Consider the following 16,281-nt stretch of genomic DNA (forward strand, 5'->3'; position numbering starts at 1 on the left):
GCCTGCCGATGTCGGGGCGAAGCAGCGCAGGTCATTCGGGTGTCAGGGCAGCGGAGGCCGCGGCAAGGGTTCGGGTCCGGTAGGAGCCGCCGAACAGGACGACGTGGACGAGGAGTGGGTGCAGTTGGTGCAGGGGGATGCGGTTGCGCCAGCCGTCGGCGAGGGGGTGGGTTTCGTGGTAGGCGGCGCGGATTCGGTCCAGATGTGGGGCGCCGAAGAGGGCGAGCATGGCGAGGTCGGTTTCGCGGTGACCGCCATGTGCCGCCGGGTCGATGATGAGTGCACGGTCGGCAGTCCACAGGACATTGCCGGACCACAGATCGCCATGAATGCGACTCGGTGGTTCAGGTGGGCCCGCGAGGACTTCGATATTCTCGATCACGCGCTCCAGCAAGCGAATTCCGTCGCCGAGATCAGCGGCGGCACGCGGCAGGTACGGGGCAAGGCGATGGTCGGCGTACCAGCGCGCCCATGAACCATCGGTCTGCGTGTTGTCCAACGGCAGGTCGGCGATCCAACCGGACCACGGCGCGCCGAACAGTCCCGGCGAATTCGCGTGCAGCACAGCCAGTTCGCGCCCGAAACGCTCGGCGTTGAATGCGGTCGGCGCGGCCTCGGATACCCAGGGCAGTACCAGCATCCGGCCATCTACCGCCAGCACCTCGGGCACCAACTCCGGCGCCCCCGCGGCGAGCCAGCGCAGACCCGCGGCCTCGGCCGAAAATACCGACGCCTGGTCGAGCGCGGCCTTCACGAACACTGCGCGACCATCGCCGAGTACCGCCCGATACAACGTCCACGCATGACTCGATCCCAGATCGGTCACCGAATGCACCGCGACGCCGATCAGGTCCGCGAGATCCGCCGCGCCCATCACTTCGGTCCCCTGCCCACGCTCCCGAACCTACCCCGACCGGCCCTCGCTTCAGCGAAGCGAGTTGTGCCTCGGCCGCTTGCGGCGCCGCGCCCTGGATATCGTCCGCCACACTACGTCGCCCACGTCCGAACCCCACTGCGCCGGACTCGTCGACCCAAATATGCTGCGCCCGTATGCTGTTCATCCCAGTCCGCAGTCCGGACCGCAGCAAGGTGCATGACCAGGCGTGTCGAACTCAGCGCAGTGGGCCTCGTCGAGCTCGGCAACGCCGACCACGCGCCACATGGCGAAGCGCCCTTAACGGCCAGCGTGAGCAGCAGCCGATAGTTCGACGAACGCCCCCTCGGTGCGCACCGTCGCCGATGCGCTCGATCCAGCACGTATGCAGCAATCAGCCATTTCACCGGCGTTGATCACCAACGACGCATACGGCCGACCAGTTCGACCAGGACCTGCGAGGCCGCTGATCACGCCGCGGCGTTGAGACGCTTCTTCGTCTCCTCGTCGGCCGGGAAGAACGATTCGATGGCGAGTTCGGCGACGGTCACGTTCATCGGTGTGCCGAAGACGGTGGTGACGCTGATGAAGGACAGTTCGTGGTCATCGTGACGCAGTCGTAGTGGTACGACGGCCTGGTCTGGTTCAGGGAGGGTGAGATCGACTGTGCCGCCGGGATATTCGCGTAGTTCGTCGCGGAGCGCGAGCAATTCGGGCGAGCCGGTGACTTCGATCTGACGCGACAGCCGCTCGAAGATATGGCCGCGCCATTCGGCCAGATTGACGATGCGGCTGGCCATTCCGTCGGGGTGCAGACTCAGCCGCAGCGCATTCACGGGTGCGGTGAGCAATTTCGGGTCGATATCCGTCAACAGCAGTGCCACGCCGGAATTGGCGTCGATCATATTCCAGCTCTGGTCGATGGCCAGCGCGGGATAGGGGTCGTGACCCGCGAGGATCTGGCGCATCGCACCGCGCACCGCGTCCATCGCGGGTGTATCGAGGGTCGGTTCGGCGTAGGCGGGAGCAAATCCGGCCGCGAGTAGTAGCCGATTGCGTTCCCGCAACGGAATCTCCAACTGCTCGCACAGGTGTACGAGCATGGTGCGACTCGGATTCGCGCGACCGGTTTCGATGAAACTCAGATGCCGTGCGGAAGTTTCGGCACGCCCGGCCAATTCCAGCTGGCTGAGCCTGCGCTCGAGCCGCCAGTGGCGCAATAGGTCACCGGCTTTCTGCGTACTCACCCTGCCGATCCTACGAAGCCGACGGCCCCGACACGATTACCTGTCGGGTAATCGACGTGCGCCGGCTCAGAACCGCCAGCGGGTCGCACCACCGGGTTCGACAGTCGAGAGCGCCGTGGCGGTGCGCGCCGTCAGGCGGTAGACGTGCCACGGCGGTGGGCCTGCGGAGGGGGCGCTGTATGCAGCGGTGACCGCCTCGCCGGAGTCGTCCACGCGACAGGGCCAGTCATCGGCCCAGCGCCGGGCCATATCGGAGACGACGGCGGGATCGGCGATGCTGGTCGCGGTGCCGTCCACGACCAGATCGAACTCGTGGGTGGCCACGCTCATCGAGCAGCGCGGATCGCGAGCCAGGTTGCGGCCCTTGCGGCTGCGGGCGCCGGTCGTGAACCAGAAGGCGCCGTCCACCCACAGTGCGCCGACCGCGGTGACGTGCGGGCTGCCGTCCGAATTGATCGTGGTCAGCCAGCAGGTGTGCCGGTCCAGGCCGCCGGTGCCGGGAGCCTGTTCGATACCCGCGTCGAGTCGTTCGCGAATGCGGTCCCAGTCGAGGGGCGGCAGCTCGTAGAGGTCGGCGAGGTTGATTGTGTCCATATCGGTAGGACGATTCGGATCCGGAGAACTCACCGGTGTCAGAAGATTTCATCGCCCGCGAAGGCCTGGGCCGACTGGGCCGCGGTGAGCTCGGCGGCGATCGCGTCGGTGAATTCGGCGAGGTCCCCGGGACTGCGGGAGGTGATCAACGGCCAGCCGTTCTCGTCGGAACGCACCACCGCACGATCGATCCAGCGTCCCTCGGCATTGACGACATCGGTGCGCAGCGAGTGGTAGGACGTCAACGTCTTGCCCGCGACGACGTCGGCCTCCACGAGCAGCCAGGGACCGTGGCAGATCGCCGCGACGGGCTTACCCGCGTGCACGAACTGTTGTGCGACTTCCACGGCGCGATCGCTGACGCGCAGTTTGTCCACATTCACTGTTCCGCCAGGCACGACCAGCAGATCGAAATCGTCGACCTCGAGATCATTGAGCGCCGCATCCGGCTGCACTACTTCATCCTTGTCGACATCGTGTCGAAAAGTCTGGACCTCGCCGCGCTCCGGGGTCGCGTGCACGGCGACGGCACCGTGTTCGCGCAACCAGTCCAGCGGCACCAGCAGCTCGTCGTGTTCGACGCCGGTATTCGCGGTGATGACCAATGCGCGCACACCGCGCAATTCCTCGGACATACCGAACCCCTTTCTCGCCGCTCCTCCACTACGGTCGGCCTACCCCGGCGCGGTGCACTCAAACGATTCCGGCATCCGTCCGGATCGGCGATTTGCGCAGTAAAATCCAGTAATGGCCGCGGTTCCGCCCAGTGTCGGTGTGGAAGAGGAGTTCCTCTTGGCGGATCCGATCACGGGTGCGCCGAGTCCGCGGAATGTCGAGGTCGCGGCGGCGGCCGCCGATGTCGGCATCGATCTGCAGTTGGAGTTGACGCGCTGTCAGGTCGAGACCAACACAGACGTGCACACCCGGACCCCCGAATTGCTCGACAATCTGCGGCGGCTGCGGCGCAGTGTGGCGAATTGCGCGGAGAAGCACGGCGCACGGTTGCTCGCGGTCGCTGTTCCGCCCGCGACGCCGGAGACGTTTCCGGTCACCGATACCCCGCGCTATCAACGCATCGAACACAATTTCGGGATGCTCGCCCATGAGCAGGGTTTGTGTGGCTGCCATGTTCATGTCGGGGTGCCGTCACGGGAAATCGCGGTCCGGGTCGGAAATTATTTGCGGCCCTGGTTGCCGGTGTTGTTGTCGTTGACGGCCAATTCCGCGGTCTACCGTGCCACCGATACCGGATACGCCAGTTGGCGCAGCATTCAGTGGCGGCGATGGCCGAGTGCCGGTCCACCCCCGTTCTTCGATTCCGAAGCCGACTACGACGATATGGTGCGGATGATGCTCGCCAGCGGCAGCATTCTCGATAAGGCGATGGTGTATTGGGATGTGCGGCCCTCGGCCACGTACCCGACCGTCGAGGTGCGCGTCAGTGATGTGCCGGCGACGGTCGAGGAAACGGCGTTATTGGCCACGCTGATTCGTGCCGCCGTCGTCATGGCGAATACGGCGATACACGATCGGCTGCCACCGCCGCCGGTGCCCGCGGAGGTGTTGCGGGCCGCGTATTGGCGGGCCGCCCGATCCGGGCTGGACGGCGATGGGCTCGACACGATCAGCGGCCGCGCCTTTCCGGCCCGCACCCTGCTCGCCGCGCTGGTCGACTACCTCACCCCCGCGCTCGAGCAGTCGGGTGACCGGCAGTTCGTCGTCGATACCGTCGATGCGGTGCTGGCGCGTGGCAACGGCGCCCGGCGCCAACGCGCCGCCTTGTACGTGCACAACGATGTCACCGATGTCATCGATGTTGTCGCCGCCGCGACCCTCGAAGGGTGCTACTGACCGGACGAGCCGAATACCGGGCGCAGGCCACCGTCACGGACGACCTGTACGGCGACGAGCGCCAGCAGCGTCGCACCGGTCACCATGTGCTCGATCGCATCGGTGATATGGCTCGGGAAGCTGAAGATCAGCACGTGGTGCGAGAACAGCGCCCACACCCCGACCACGAATCCCCCGCCGACCCCGGCGAGCATGCAGTACCAGGCCGACCACGACTTGCGGGTCGCGACGATCGGCGCCGGGCCGAACAGCAGTAGCCCGGCCACCGCATGCCAGCCGTTGTAGTCCATACCGAGCACCGGAGTCGCCGGGGCGTGTTCGCCGAGTTCGAAACTGGGCTCGGCGAACCACCCCGCGATCGCCCACACGATATGGATCGCACCGATCACGAACACGGCCCATTGCAGAAAACTCCACTGCGCCCCACCGATTCGCCGATCTACCACAGATAGTTCGCCCATCGCACCCTCCCCGATCGCTCTACTACACAGAGTAGTTGATATGGCGGTGACGGGAAAGTGCTTCGATGGAGGTGTGCCCCTGCTCGTCGGCACGTCGGGCTGGCAGTACCGCGACTGGCGCGATGTGCTGTATCCGAGAAAAGTTCCGCAGCGTGCGTGGCTCGAAACCTACGCCGCGGGCTTCGCGACGGTCGAGAGCAACAATGCCTTCTATCGGCTGCCCAGCGGCGAGACTTTCGCGGCATGGCGGGATCGAACACCGCCGGACTTCTGTTTCGCGGTCAAGGCCAGCCGGTTCCTCACCCACATCAAGCGGCTGCGCGAACCCGAGGAGCCAGTCGCGCGCATGCTGGAGCACGCCTGTGCACTGGGCGACAAGCTGGGGCCGGTGCTCCTGCAACTGCCGCCGACGCTGCGGGTGGATCCGGCACTGCTCGACGCCTGCCTGCGCTGTTTTCCGCCCGAGATCCGCATCGCGGTCGAACCCCGGCACGATTCCTGGTGGATTCCCGAAGTTCGTGCCGTCCTGACGGAATGCGGTGCGGCGCTGTGTTGGGCCGATGTCCGATCGCGCCCGGTCGCCCCGCTGTGGCGGACGACGGATTGGGGTTATCTGCGACTGCATTCCGGACGCGCGACACCCGCACCGCGTTACGGGCGCACGGCACTCACCAGTTGGGCGCGACGGCTGGCCGACACCTGGTCGGATCGGGCGCAGGTGTTCATCTACTTCAACAATGATCCCGGCGGTGCGGCGGTGCGCGACGCAATCGTCTTCGCGCGCACCGCCGCCGCGGCCGGATCCACCGTCAGCCGAACGCCCACAACGGGTTTCAGTTCCCGACGATAGCGTTCATGATGGTGCCCGCGCTGGTCGCGATGACACCACCGACCATCGCGCCGGCGAGCATCTTCGGCGAGTCCAGGGTGCCTCCGCTCCACTTTTCCCAAGCGAACCGGCCGCCCGCGTAGGTGATACCGCAGACACCCGACAGCAGAACAAACCAAGTCAGGTAACGGACCAACTGCAGGATCTTCTCCGAATTGGGTGGCGCCTCGGGCGTCGGATCCCCGAGTTGGGCAAGGACGGTCTCGTGCAAGGTAATCAGCATCATGGGCGCATACTCATTCCAGGTAGAGGCGGGCGATGAGCGGCAGATAACCGAGCAATAACCAGGTCGGTACCGCACAGTATGGACGTCGGCCGAGATTTTCGGGCGGTCTCTGCGGAACCTGTCTGGAATGTCCGAAGGCGCGGCCCGGCGCGCCGGTGCGCGGGTGTAGCATTTCGCCCGAACGACCCCAACGCGGGAGCTCGGGCACGGCCGGGCTGAGAGGGCGGACCCCACGTTTCGCCGACCGCATGAACCTGTCCGGGTAATGCCGGCGTAGGGAGAGCGGTACCGGGATGTCTACACCCACCCTTGATCGATCCGAGCGGCGCGAAGCACCGCTGACGCTGGACCAGCCCGCGCCGAAAGTCCTGTCTTTCTGGGACCAGAGCGCATTCTGGGCGAACCTCGGGGTCAGCCTGTTCGCCTTCTCCGGCGCGTACACGGTGCTGGCACCGAACACCGGTGGCGCCGCGCAGATCTCCATCGCCGCGGGCATTCTCGCGATGATCATCGGAACGGTGGTCGGCGGACTCATGCTCGGCCTGGCCGCGGTGCCGGGAGCCAAGACGGGTAAGCCCGCGATGATGTTGCTGCGCGGGTTGTTCGGTGCGAAGCTCAGCTACCTGCCGACGGTGCTCAATATCGCGCAGCTGATCGGTTGGGGCACCTTCGAACTGATCGTCATCGGCGATGCGGCCGAGGAGCTGTTCGACGGTGGGCCGCACTGGGTTTATGTGATCGCCGCGGGTGTGCTGACGACGGTATTGACGATCTGGCCGCTCGGATCGGTGCGAATGCTGCGGCGATTCGTGACCGTCGGCGTGGTGATCGCGTTGATCTGGTTCTATATCCAGTTCGTCCGCGCGGGTCTGCCGAATCTCACCGCCAATCCGGGACCCGCGGGCGGCGGGCCGTTCGGTGTGGATTGGAATCTCTTCTGGATCGCTACCGATGCGGCACTTGCGGTTTCGATCTCGTGGGTGCCGGTGGCGGCCGACTACACCAGGCACTCCCGCAGCACCCGCGCGGCATTCGGCGCGGCCAGTGGGGCGTATGCGTTCACCCAGATCATCGCCTATGTGCTCGGACTGTTCGCATTGGCGCTCGCGTCCGCCGACGGCGGGGTGTATTCGCCATTCCTGAAGGTCACTTTCGGAGCGGTGTTCTTCTTCGTCTTCGTCTTCCGCGAGGCCGACCAGTCCTTCGCGAATGTGTACTCGACGGCCGTGTCGATTCAGAATCTCGCGCCCCGGGTCGACCGCCGGGTGCTCTCGATCGGTCTCGGCCTGCTGATCACGCTGCTCGCACTGCGGCTGAACATGGCGAATTACTTCGGCTTCCTCGGCCTGATCGGTTCGGTCTTCGTGCCACTGCTCGGCGTGCTCGTCGCGGATTTCTTCCTGCGGACGCGGGACCAGTGGGATACCTCGGCGACCGCGCCATCGCGCTGGGGCATGGTTTTCGCCTGGCTGGTCGGACTTTCGGTATACCAACTGATCAACCCGGGCGATGCCGGAGTGTGGACCGACTTCTGGGTCGACGTACAGGAAGAACTGCACTTCACCAAACAGGCGTGGATGAGCGCGTCGCTGTTGTCGTTCCTGGCCGCGGTCGTGATCGCGTGGGGTGTGGGGCGGATTTCGGTGCGACGCAAGTCTGTATAGCCTCCGAATGGATGCACCGCGACCGCCGACAGGTGGCTCACGCGTTGTCGACGCGGGACGCACGGCAGCGCTGTCGCGTATCCAGTGCACACCCCGCACAGGCTCTGTCTCATACGAGGCGCCCACTGGATATGTGCCGAGATCAATTCCGCCACTTCGGCATTCGCTCGAATCCCAGGCGGCAAGCAGCGGTGCGACGTCCCCTCGTCTCGAATCGCCGACGTCACGATCACGAGACAGCGCCCGTGGGGTGGAAAAGGCTGAACCGTACTACTGGGCGTGCCAGGCCGACCTACAGGGAGTACGCAATGAAGAAGATTCAGGACAACTATCGTCGACTTCATGGCATACGACGTACCCATGCAGGTTGCGGTGTGCGGACCGAGTGACTGCACTGGTATCGAGGCCGAGTGGGCCGCGGAGGTGGGGCGGTTGCTCGCGAGTGCCGGGGCCACCGTTCTGTGTGGCGGCGGGACCGGCGTCATGGCCGCGGTCGCCGAGGGGGCTTTCAGTGCGGGTGGTCTCGTCATCGGAGTCCGACCCGATACCGACCAGTCCGCTCCATGTCGCGGTCTGTCCGCGGTTCTATACACCAACATGGGCGAGGGCCGAAACGCGATCCTCATTCACTCCGCCGATGCCGTCATCGTGATCGGCGGCTCCTGGGGCACCCTCTCCGAACTCGCCTTCGCCCGCCACCGCGGCACCACCCCCGTCATCTCGCTGGGCGGCTGGCAACTACACGACGCCGCCGGAAACCCCATCCCAGCAGCACAACTCGCCACCGACCCCGCCGACGCCGTTCACCGCGCCCTCGCCTGATCCCCGAAACCCGCTCCGACACTCACGCGAAACTCAGCGGCCGCTGCCCGTCGGCGCCATGGGAACCGTTCGCCGAAAGGTCTGGCGTGGGCCGCCTTCCGAGCCCGGGGTGGCCATCTCGGCTGGGGTGAAGCCGAGGCCTTCATAGAACGCGCGAGCGGCGGCCGCGGCGGGATGACCGAGGCCGAAGGTGACAACCTCGATCGTGGCGGGAGCTCGGACCTATTCGGGGCAGATGACTCTCCCTTACCGGGTGCCGAGGTGGGTGAGTAGCAGCACGGTGAGAGTAACCGTGCCGGCGAGGCCGACTCCGCCGTCGCGTATGGCTATGGCGAGATGCGCTCCGCGGGCGAGAACGGACTGGGAATGGGACAGGACTTCCGGGCGCGCTTGCTGGGCTTGTGTTCTCGGCGAACACCAGATAGTCGTGATCTTTGTGCCGCATCGCGCTATGCGAATGGCGGCCTCGTCCACGGCCTACGCTCGTCGAGCGCGCGTACGAGTCGGGCAAGGAAGTCCCGCACGACGGCGTCATCGTGATGATCGAGCGCCGACAGGCGCGGACATCCCGATGCGAGAGCATCGACTGCGGCCTGGTAGTAGTTATCCACTGGACCGGTGAAGGTCCGCTGCTCGATCAGGTCCTCCGCAATCCCGACGACCTCGTCGTCGCGGAGTAGAACATCTCCCCAAATGCCGTATGTGAGCATGTGGATGTATCCCTGCCAAGGATATGGCGGTTCCACGGCGTCTACGCTGTCCGGGGCTTCATCCATGACAACCAAGGTAACCGACGCTCACGCCTCTCTAGCCCGATCCGCCGCCTGCCTGCCACGCACCGACTGCGGCCTCGACACCAGTGATCGCAATGTGATTCGCGAATCGAACACCTCGATGAAGACGCCAACGTCCGTAGCTTCGTCCACCACGCATGCCTCCTCGCTCGGCACGTACCGGCAGGCGCAACTCTTCGATCGTAAGCATCTTCCCGGCCGGTAGGTCTGGGCGTCGTCGGCGGATTCGATTGCGAGGCAGCATCCCTGGTGTGATCAGCCCTCCATCGCACGGAGCCGCTCGGCGATCGGGGGATGGCTGCCGAACCAGCGGGCACGCACGGCGAGCAGTCCGGTGACCGGCGTGCGGTCTCGCAGCCACTCACGCAGCGCGGCCGCGAGATCACCCCCGTATCCGAGGTCGACCGCTACCCGGTCGGCGGCGAATTCCTCACGCCGGCTGCGTGTCGCGTTGGTGAGTGGTTCGATAGCGAACAGCACCGACAGCCCCAGCGCGACCGGCAAACCTGTCGTGGGTGCCAGTGCAACGGGTACAACGGCCAGCAAAGCCACGACGAACACGAACCGAACCACGATCGCGGTAACACCGAGAACGTTCACCAGCCGCCCCACCACCGCCACGAGCCGCTGCACGATCCTCGCGGGAATCGAGCACCAGGCGTCGAGTAGTCGCAACCGCTGGTCGGCGTGCAGGTGATGGCCGAGTTCGTGGGCGAGTACGGCCTCCAACTGGCGTGACTCCAGCGAGGCGACCGCCCAACTGGTAACCGCGACAACGCGGGTCGGCGCGGCATAGGCGTTCAGGAACCCGGATTGCTGAACCCACAACGAGTACGGCCAGCCGTCCAGCCCGGGAGCACGAGTGACCCGCGCCCATGCGGCGGAGAGGATTTCCGGTTCCGCGGCAACCGGCCTGCGGAATCCGAACATCGTGGCCATCGACTGGCGGTTCGGAGCGAACCATCCCGCGTCGAAAACGATGACTCCGACCAACACCCACGCCCCCACCACCAAAGCCGTAAGCCACACTCCGGTACACATCTCGATCACAACCATGATGAGCACACTCAGCGCCACCGTCGGCAACACGAGCAGAACACTGACCGACCACGACAACGCAACCCGAAGTCGACGTCCGAGCACATCAGCAGAACCGTCGCGTCGCGGCGAACCACGAAAAGCCCACATAGCTCTCCTGACTGCATCACCGGCCACTCCAGCCGGTCACTGCACCGAACCAACAGGGGATGGCGATACCCGATCGCCGTGCCCCTCGTACGAAACAGTATCGCGGTGCCCCGCCGCGCCAGCATTTATCGGTGGATCGGGATGCATTTGCGGACAACCGATCTGCTCCTTGGCCATCCGAACCAACTCCGCCACTGCCAGTTCCTCGGCCGAAGCCTGCACCGGCTCCTTCTTCGTCGCCACGGCATCAAGTGTCGTCATCACGGCACCCTCCCGCTGAGCATCACTCAGCGAATCAGGCCGGAAACACCCTTAGATCCACAGTCCCAGCGGCTACTCGAGAGTACGTTTCGTGCTGGACGACCGACCGTCTCTCACGGTGGATAAGGGGCGATCTCGGCGGTCCATTCGGTCGCTGCGATCGACACGAACTCGGTAGGCGGGCGGGTCCGACGATCACGCTGTCAGTTTCGGGCATCGGCGCGAGACAGGTTCCAGCTCTGCCACGTGTCCTGGTCGAGTCTGTTGCGGATCGGGCCGAGTATCTGCGCACGCTGTGGCTGCGGCAGTCGGTCGACGGCAGGGAGGACATCGGGCGAAAGCCTGCTGAGGTAGAGCGTGTCAAGGTTCTTGCCGTGCTCCCAGCGATCGATATTCCGCTCCGCGACGAGGCCTTCCGGGTTGAGCACGGCCAGCGCGAACAGTGTCGACATGGCGGTGCCGATGGCGGCGCGCGGCAGCCAGGTGCCGTCCAGGCGCAGCACCGCCACGATCATCAGCAGGTACACCAGCCCCAGCCAGAGTTCACATACCTCGACCAATACGCGCATGACGGTGAAGCCGTAAGCCTGCTGGTAGGTCCACATGCGGCCGAGGGCGGAGGCGACGATGATCAGCGTCAGCACGCCGATCGCGCACAAGAGGGTACGCAGCCAAGCCCGGTCCGTGGCGGATTCCTGTGCGGCCCATCGCAATACGACGGCGATTACGGCGAGCGTGAGGATGGTGACGATCGAAAGCTGCCAGAATCCGCTGCGCGCGTATTCGGCGTAGGTCAAATTCGCGGTGCGCTGGACGTAGTCGTCACCGCCGAACAGCGCGACGAACTGGGCGGCCACGAAGACCGCGAACAGAATGGTCAGCGCGCCCACTGGCAGTGCCCACTCCAACCGTCGCAGGCATCGGCCGGACGGCGCACCGCTGGCCGCCGCTCGCGGACCGGCAAGCAGGTACATGGCTCCGACGCTGCCGAGCCCGAGTACCGCGAACAGCACGGTCCACTGCACGACCGATCCCGCGTCGATCTCCGGCGTCACGGCGGTGAGCAGTTTCGCGAATGTCGCATCGGCACCACCCAGCAACGGCACGAAAACCGCCAATAACGCCAGCGTCACCGCAACCGATATCCCGGCCCGCCACGATCGCCACGCCGGCCCGGCACCGATCCGCCCGAATGCCGAATACACCCACGGAATGCCCGCGATCGACTCGATCGGCACCGCGATCACGTCGTACCACGCCCCATACACCGACCGACGGCCGACGACAGCCAACGACCCGGCCACCCCAGCCCCCACCACACACAGCGCGAACAGCCACCCTGCGGCCCGCACCGCCCCGACCGCCAGCAACGCCAACGCCAACGTCGTCCACCACATCCGACCCCAATTCGCAGCGCGGACAACCGATCTCGGTACCGGCCGGCCCGCTTCCGCATCATCTCCCGGCGTCGCCCGACCGCCTGTGCCAACCGCACCCGCGCGCTCCGGATCATGCCCCGCCGCCGTCGATGCGGGCGATTCAGCCGATTCCGACGAATCCGGTGTCGACGCCGCATCCTCCCCCGCGCCCCCGCTGGTCGATCCCGCACCTCGGCGCAGCGCCCGATCACCGCCAACCTCCGGAACCGACTGCCCGGCGCATATTCCGACGCCTTCGGATTCGACATCAGATCGTCGCGTACCGAACCGCCGCTGCTCACCTCGGACCGATCGGACTCCACGCCAGCACTTTTGCGCATCATCCGATTACCGACTTCAGGCACCCAGTGTCCTGGGGCACACTCCATTCCTCCGGCGGCGGACGGATGCGTTGTCGGCTCGCCTGCGGCGATGCGTCGCGCACGGCGGTCCACGGTGACCACCGCGGCCGCTGCCACCGAACCGGCAAGTACCCAACCGATTCCAGGGCGGTCCAATGGGACGAACACCGCGCCCGCGAGACCTGCGATACCAGCTGCGGGTAACACGCCTGGCGGGCAGGCTATGCGCCGCCACCTCGGTACCGGAACAGGCCAGGGCCTGGGCGCCTGCAACCCGAAGCCCGGTGGCGCAACGAGGGGTCCGGCGGGCGGCGGCACACTCACCTGGCTCGTCGGGCTCGCCCACGCACTCGACTGGCTCGACCACACATTCGGCGAGCTCGTCGGCGAATTCGACGACATTCCCGATGACGCATCCGCGATACCACTCGACGCCACTCCCCGTTCCGCCGTCGATGTGTTCGTGGGTGCGCTCGATTCCGTCGGCGCCGCATCCGCGCTCGTCGAATCCGATGCGTCCGACATCCAGTCAGCGGACGACGCAGCCGACCCCTCGACGGCTGTATGCACCTCCGCAACCGCATCACCCACGGACTCGGCAGAGGTCGGCGCATCATCGTCGGACTCGGACGCGGAAAGGTCGTCGGATGCATCCAACCGCCCCGCTTCGGCCGAAGACTCGGCACCGCTCGGTGCGGCCTCCGCCGATTCGACCCGGTTCCTCGGCTCCGATATCGGTGGCGTGGGTGACTTGGATTGCGTTGGGTCGGCTGTGGGTTCGTCGGGCATGCTGTCCCTCCTTGGGGTGTGCGAGATCGTCCCGGGACCGTGTTCGGCCCGGGTTGCGGAATATCGAAATGAGTTAAGGGGCCGGGAGCACCACGCGGATGCGAGAGCCCGGATCGGCGACCGCTATGGTGCCGCCGTGTAGGTCGACTATCCAGCGCGAGATGGCAAGGCCGAGGCCGGTACCGCCGCCGTCGGTGCGCCCGCCGCGCGTGAAGCGGTCGAAGATGGTGGCGCGCTCGGCGATCGGGATGCCGGGACCTTGGTCTTGGACGTCGATGACGAGATCGCCGCGGTCGACGCGGGCCTCGATGCGAACTTCACCACCGGCGGGTCCGTGTCGGGCGGCGTTGTCGAGCAGGTTGAGCAACACCTGATGCAAACGTGCACGGTCCGCGAAAACGCTGGCGCTGCTCGGTTGCACACCGGTGCGGAACCGCACGCCACGCCCGAGCGCCGCCGCGGCCACCTCGGCCTCGGCGACGACCTCGGCCAAAAGCGGTGTGACGCTGAGTTCCTCGCGGTCGAGCGCGCGGGCGCCGGATTCGATGGTGGACAGGTCGAGCAGTTCGGAGACGAGGCGGCCTAGCCGTTCGGTCTGGGCAAGTGCGGTCCGCAGGGTTTTGTCGTCGGGTTCGGAGACACCGTCGACCATGTTCTCCAGCACCGCATTCAGCGCGGTGATCGGGGTGCGCAGTTCGTGGGAGACATTGGCGATCAGGTCACGTCGCTGTTGGTCGGCGGCTGCCAGGTCGGCTGCCATTTGATTGAAGGCCACCGCCAGTTGCCCGACCTCGTCGCGGGAGCTGGCGCGCACCCGGCGCGTGTAGTCGCCCTGCGCCATCCGCTTGGCCGCCGCCGTCATCTCGCGCAGCGGCCGCGTGGTGCCGTGCGCGAGGATCTGCGAGGTGATCAGCGCGATCACCGTCGCCGCGATCGTCGTCTTGGGTGGCAGCCAGCCGATCCGCAGCCGGAAGAACCCGAACGCCACCCCGGCCGATCCGAGCATCAGAATCGCGAATTTCAGCTTGATCGATTTCACCGGATCCAGCGGACGCGGCAGCACCTCCGCCACCGCGTCGGATAACGCACGCAGCTTCGGTGAGACAGCCGCCCGCCACGCCCCACCTGCACGCACGACACCCTCGGACGAGCGGCCCGTACCGGTCTCTCCGCTCATCGCGCGTCCAACGCGTAGCCGACACCGTGCACGGTACGGATCACGTCCGCGCCGAGCTTGCGGCGCAATGCCTTGATATGACTGTCGACCGCCCTGGTGCCCGCCGCGTCGGCCCAGTCCCAGACCTCTTCGAGCAATCGTTCCCGGGCCAGCACGACACGGGGACGTCGGGCCAGGCGAGCCAGCAGATCGAATTCGAGCGGGGTGAGCTGGGCTTCGATATCGGCGCGCCACACCCGGCGCTGGTCCACATCGATGCGCAGGTCACCGACGGTGATGGTGGCACCGTCGCGTTCGGCGGCGCGGTCCATGCGACGTAGCAGGGCGTGGACTCGGGCAGCCAGGACACGAAGCGAGAACGGCTTGGTCAGGTAGTCGTCCGCGCCGACGCCGAGGCCGATGAGCTGATCGGTTTCGTCGGTGCGCGCGGTGAGCATCAGCACCGGAATCGGACGCGCGGCCTGTATACGGCGGCACACCTCGAGACCGTCGAAGCCGGGCAGCATCACATCCAGTACGACCAGATCGGGCACGACCGCCTCGGCCGCCGCGACCGCTCCGGGACCGTCATGCGCCAGCTCGACGGTGAACCCCTCGGCCTGCAGCCGCGCCGCCACCGATTCCGCGATGGTCACCTCGTCATCGACCACCAGAATCCGTCGCGCCGCCGGCCCGTTGCCCGCCCCGTGCTGTTCCATGAACCGAAACCCTAGCCACCCGCTGTGGAGAGAACCCGTATCAATTGTGGAGATTCCGTGAGCACCGAGGGCGTCCGCGAGCAGGACGGTGGAGTCGACGACATCAAACTGTTTCCCACCTGCAACGATAGCGAGTACCGAGACGCCGCGACCACGGTGGACAGTTAGCGGCATGGTTGCCATGAGAAGTATCGGGATCCGCATACTCGTGGCCGCAGCCATCGCGGTCATGGCCCCTTCGGGGGTACCCGGTAACGCGACGGCTGCACAGATGGCGACGTTGGGCGGCGGATCGGGCATCCTTCTCGACGGCCGAGCGGCATGCACCCTGACCACGGTCGGCTACGACACCGCCGACCGGGTGGTCGGGCTCACCGCCGGACACTGCGCCGACATCGGTGCGACCGTCCAGGCCGAGACACAGCAGATCGGCGTCATCGGCACCGTCGTCGCGGTCGGCCGCAACAACGACTTTGCCGTCATCGAATTCGACCGCACCAAGGTCACGCCGGTTCGCCAGGTGGCGCAGACCTTCATCGGTGGCCTCGGCGCACCGCCGCGACCGGGCGATATCGTCTGCAAGAACGGCCGGACCTCCGGCTTCGACTGCGGTGTGGTGTGGGATACGCACGACTGGTGGTTCCGGAGCCAGCTCTGCTCCAAGCCGGGCGATTCGGGCGCGCCGGTCACGCTCGGCGACCGCCTTGTGGGGATGAATATCGGGCATGTCCGGGTCACGCTGCTCGATGTGCCCATCGTCGACAGCGCGTGCGGCGAGGCAGCGGTGCACGATCCGGCTGTGGCGATCGAGATCGGCGTGATCGTCGGCGAGATGGATCGCTCGGGCGGGGTCGGCGCCGGATTCCGGCCGCTCTGAGATCGGCGCGTCGTCGCATTCACCTTCCCGGATATCGGCGCCGTCGCACCGCTCACCCGCCCGCTCTCACCCCGCGTTCATGCACTCGA

Annotated in this window: 17 protein-coding genes and 1 riboswitch; of the genes, 5 read left to right on the forward strand and 12 right to left on the reverse strand. The window is 66.3% G+C overall.

Features of this window, described 5'->3' with window-relative positions; genetic code table 11:
- Nucleotides 1-31 precede the first annotated feature (31 nt).
- The 4 genes from AB0L58_RS03345 to AB0L58_RS03360 all read right to left on the reverse strand — a co-directional run bounded on the left by AB0L58_RS03345 (nt 32) and on the right by AB0L58_RS03360 (nt 3,350).
- Nucleotides 32-874: a fructosamine kinase family protein gene (locus AB0L58_RS03345; protein ID WP_364380299.1), complete on the reverse strand. Its 843-nt coding sequence runs from the start codon at nt 872-874 to the stop codon at nt 32-34.
- A gap of 470 nt (nt 875-1,344) precedes the next feature.
- Nucleotides 1,345-2,121, reverse strand: coding sequence for a helix-turn-helix transcriptional regulator (locus AB0L58_RS03350; RefSeq protein WP_364380302.1), 777 nt, complete (start codon nt 2,119-2,121; stop codon nt 1,345-1,347).
- A 66-nt stretch (nt 2,122-2,187) separates the two neighbouring features.
- On the reverse strand, nt 2,188-2,715 hold the full coding sequence (locus AB0L58_RS03355) for a pyridoxamine 5'-phosphate oxidase family protein (RefSeq protein ID WP_364380305.1): 528 nt from the start codon (nt 2,713-2,715) through the stop codon (nt 2,188-2,190).
- A 38-nt stretch (nt 2,716-2,753) separates the two neighbouring features.
- Nucleotides 2,754-3,350 carry a type 1 glutamine amidotransferase domain-containing protein gene (locus AB0L58_RS03360; RefSeq protein ID WP_364380308.1) on the reverse strand — a complete coding sequence of 199 codons (597 nt, stop codon included), beginning with the start codon at nt 3,348-3,350 and terminating at the stop codon, nt 2,754-2,756.
- A gap of 112 nt (nt 3,351-3,462) precedes the next feature.
- On the opposite strand from AB0L58_RS03360, the gene AB0L58_RS03365 reads away from it, so the two are divergent.
- Nucleotides 3,463-4,566: a glutamate--cysteine ligase gene (locus AB0L58_RS03365; RefSeq protein ID WP_364380311.1), complete on the forward strand. Its 1,104-nt coding sequence runs from the start codon at nt 3,463-3,465 to the stop codon at nt 4,564-4,566.
- On the opposite strand, the gene AB0L58_RS03370 is transcribed toward AB0L58_RS03365, so the two are convergent.
- Nucleotides 4,560-5,027, reverse strand: coding sequence for a DUF4383 domain-containing protein (locus tag AB0L58_RS03370; RefSeq protein ID WP_364380314.1), 468 nt, complete (start codon nt 5,025-5,027; stop codon nt 4,560-4,562). The two genes, AB0L58_RS03365 and AB0L58_RS03370, sit on opposite strands and share 7 nt — an antisense overlap.
- Before the next feature lie 40 nt (nt 5,028-5,067).
- On the opposite strand from AB0L58_RS03370, the gene AB0L58_RS03375 reads away from it, so the two are divergent.
- Nucleotides 5,068-5,877, forward strand: coding sequence for a DUF72 domain-containing protein (locus AB0L58_RS03375; RefSeq protein ID WP_364380317.1), 810 nt, complete (start codon nt 5,068-5,070; stop codon nt 5,875-5,877).
- Here AB0L58_RS03375 and AB0L58_RS03380 read toward each other — a convergent pair.
- Nucleotides 5,861-6,142, reverse strand: coding sequence for a hypothetical protein (locus tag AB0L58_RS03380; protein ID WP_364380320.1), 282 nt, complete (start codon nt 6,140-6,142; stop codon nt 5,861-5,863). The two genes, AB0L58_RS03375 and AB0L58_RS03380, sit on opposite strands and share 17 nt — an antisense overlap.
- A gap of 182 nt (nt 6,143-6,324) precedes the next feature.
- Nucleotides 6,325-6,439: riboswitch (TPP riboswitch) on the forward strand.
- Between AB0L58_RS03380 and AB0L58_RS03385 the strand changes: the two genes are divergently transcribed.
- Together AB0L58_RS03385 and AB0L58_RS03390 are read left to right on the forward strand one after the other, a co-directional pair.
- Nucleotides 6,436-7,806, forward strand: a complete 1,371-nt coding sequence (locus AB0L58_RS03385; protein ID WP_364380323.1) for a cytosine permease — start codon at nt 6,436-6,438, stop codon at nt 7,804-7,806. (Overlaps the previous riboswitch by 4 nt.)
- 342 nt (nt 7,807-8,148) lie before the next feature.
- Nucleotides 8,149-8,628 (forward strand): LOG family protein, encoded by a 480-nt coding sequence (locus AB0L58_RS03390; protein WP_364380326.1) that lies wholly within the window; start codon nt 8,149-8,151, stop codon nt 8,626-8,628.
- Nucleotides 8,629-9,077: 449 nt separating this feature from the next.
- Here the strand turns inward: AB0L58_RS03390 and AB0L58_RS03395 are convergent, their stop codons facing one another.
- From AB0L58_RS03395 to AB0L58_RS03420, 6 genes are all read right to left on the reverse strand, one after another.
- Nucleotides 9,078-9,404 (reverse strand): hypothetical protein, encoded by a 327-nt coding sequence (locus AB0L58_RS03395; protein ID WP_364380329.1) that lies wholly within the window; start codon nt 9,402-9,404, stop codon nt 9,078-9,080.
- 273 nt (nt 9,405-9,677) lie between these two features.
- Complete coding sequence (locus AB0L58_RS03400) at nt 9,678-10,511, reverse strand: M48 family metalloprotease (protein WP_364380332.1); 834 nt, start codon at nt 10,509-10,511, stop codon at nt 9,678-9,680.
- Between the two features lie 135 nt (nt 10,512-10,646).
- Nucleotides 10,647-10,871, reverse strand: coding sequence for a hypothetical protein (locus AB0L58_RS03405; protein ID WP_364380335.1), 225 nt, complete (start codon nt 10,869-10,871; stop codon nt 10,647-10,649).
- Between the two features lie 203 nt (nt 10,872-11,074).
- On the reverse strand, nt 11,075-12,253 hold the full coding sequence (locus AB0L58_RS03410) for a DUF4173 domain-containing protein (protein ID WP_364380338.1): 1,179 nt from the start codon (nt 12,251-12,253) through the stop codon (nt 11,075-11,077).
- A 1,260-nt stretch (nt 12,254-13,513) separates the two neighbouring features.
- Nucleotides 13,514-14,617 (reverse strand): ATP-binding protein, encoded by a 1,104-nt coding sequence (locus AB0L58_RS03415; protein ID WP_364380341.1) that lies wholly within the window; start codon nt 14,615-14,617, stop codon nt 13,514-13,516.
- On the reverse strand, nt 14,614-15,315 hold the full coding sequence (locus AB0L58_RS03420) for a response regulator transcription factor (protein ID WP_364380344.1): 702 nt from the start codon (nt 15,313-15,315) through the stop codon (nt 14,614-14,616). Before AB0L58_RS03420 ends, AB0L58_RS03415 begins: the two co-directional genes overlap by 4 nt.
- 172 nt (nt 15,316-15,487) lie before the next feature.
- Between AB0L58_RS03420 and AB0L58_RS03425 the strand changes: the two genes are divergently transcribed.
- Nucleotides 15,488-16,192, forward strand: coding sequence for a S1 family peptidase (locus tag AB0L58_RS03425; protein ID WP_364380347.1), 705 nt, complete (start codon nt 15,488-15,490; stop codon nt 16,190-16,192).
- Nucleotides 16,193-16,281: the final 89 nt, after the last annotated feature.

Source organism: Nocardia sp. NPDC052112 (genome assembly GCF_040680135.1).
Taxonomy (GTDB): Bacteria; Actinomycetota; Actinomycetes; order Mycobacteriales; family Mycobacteriaceae; genus Nocardia.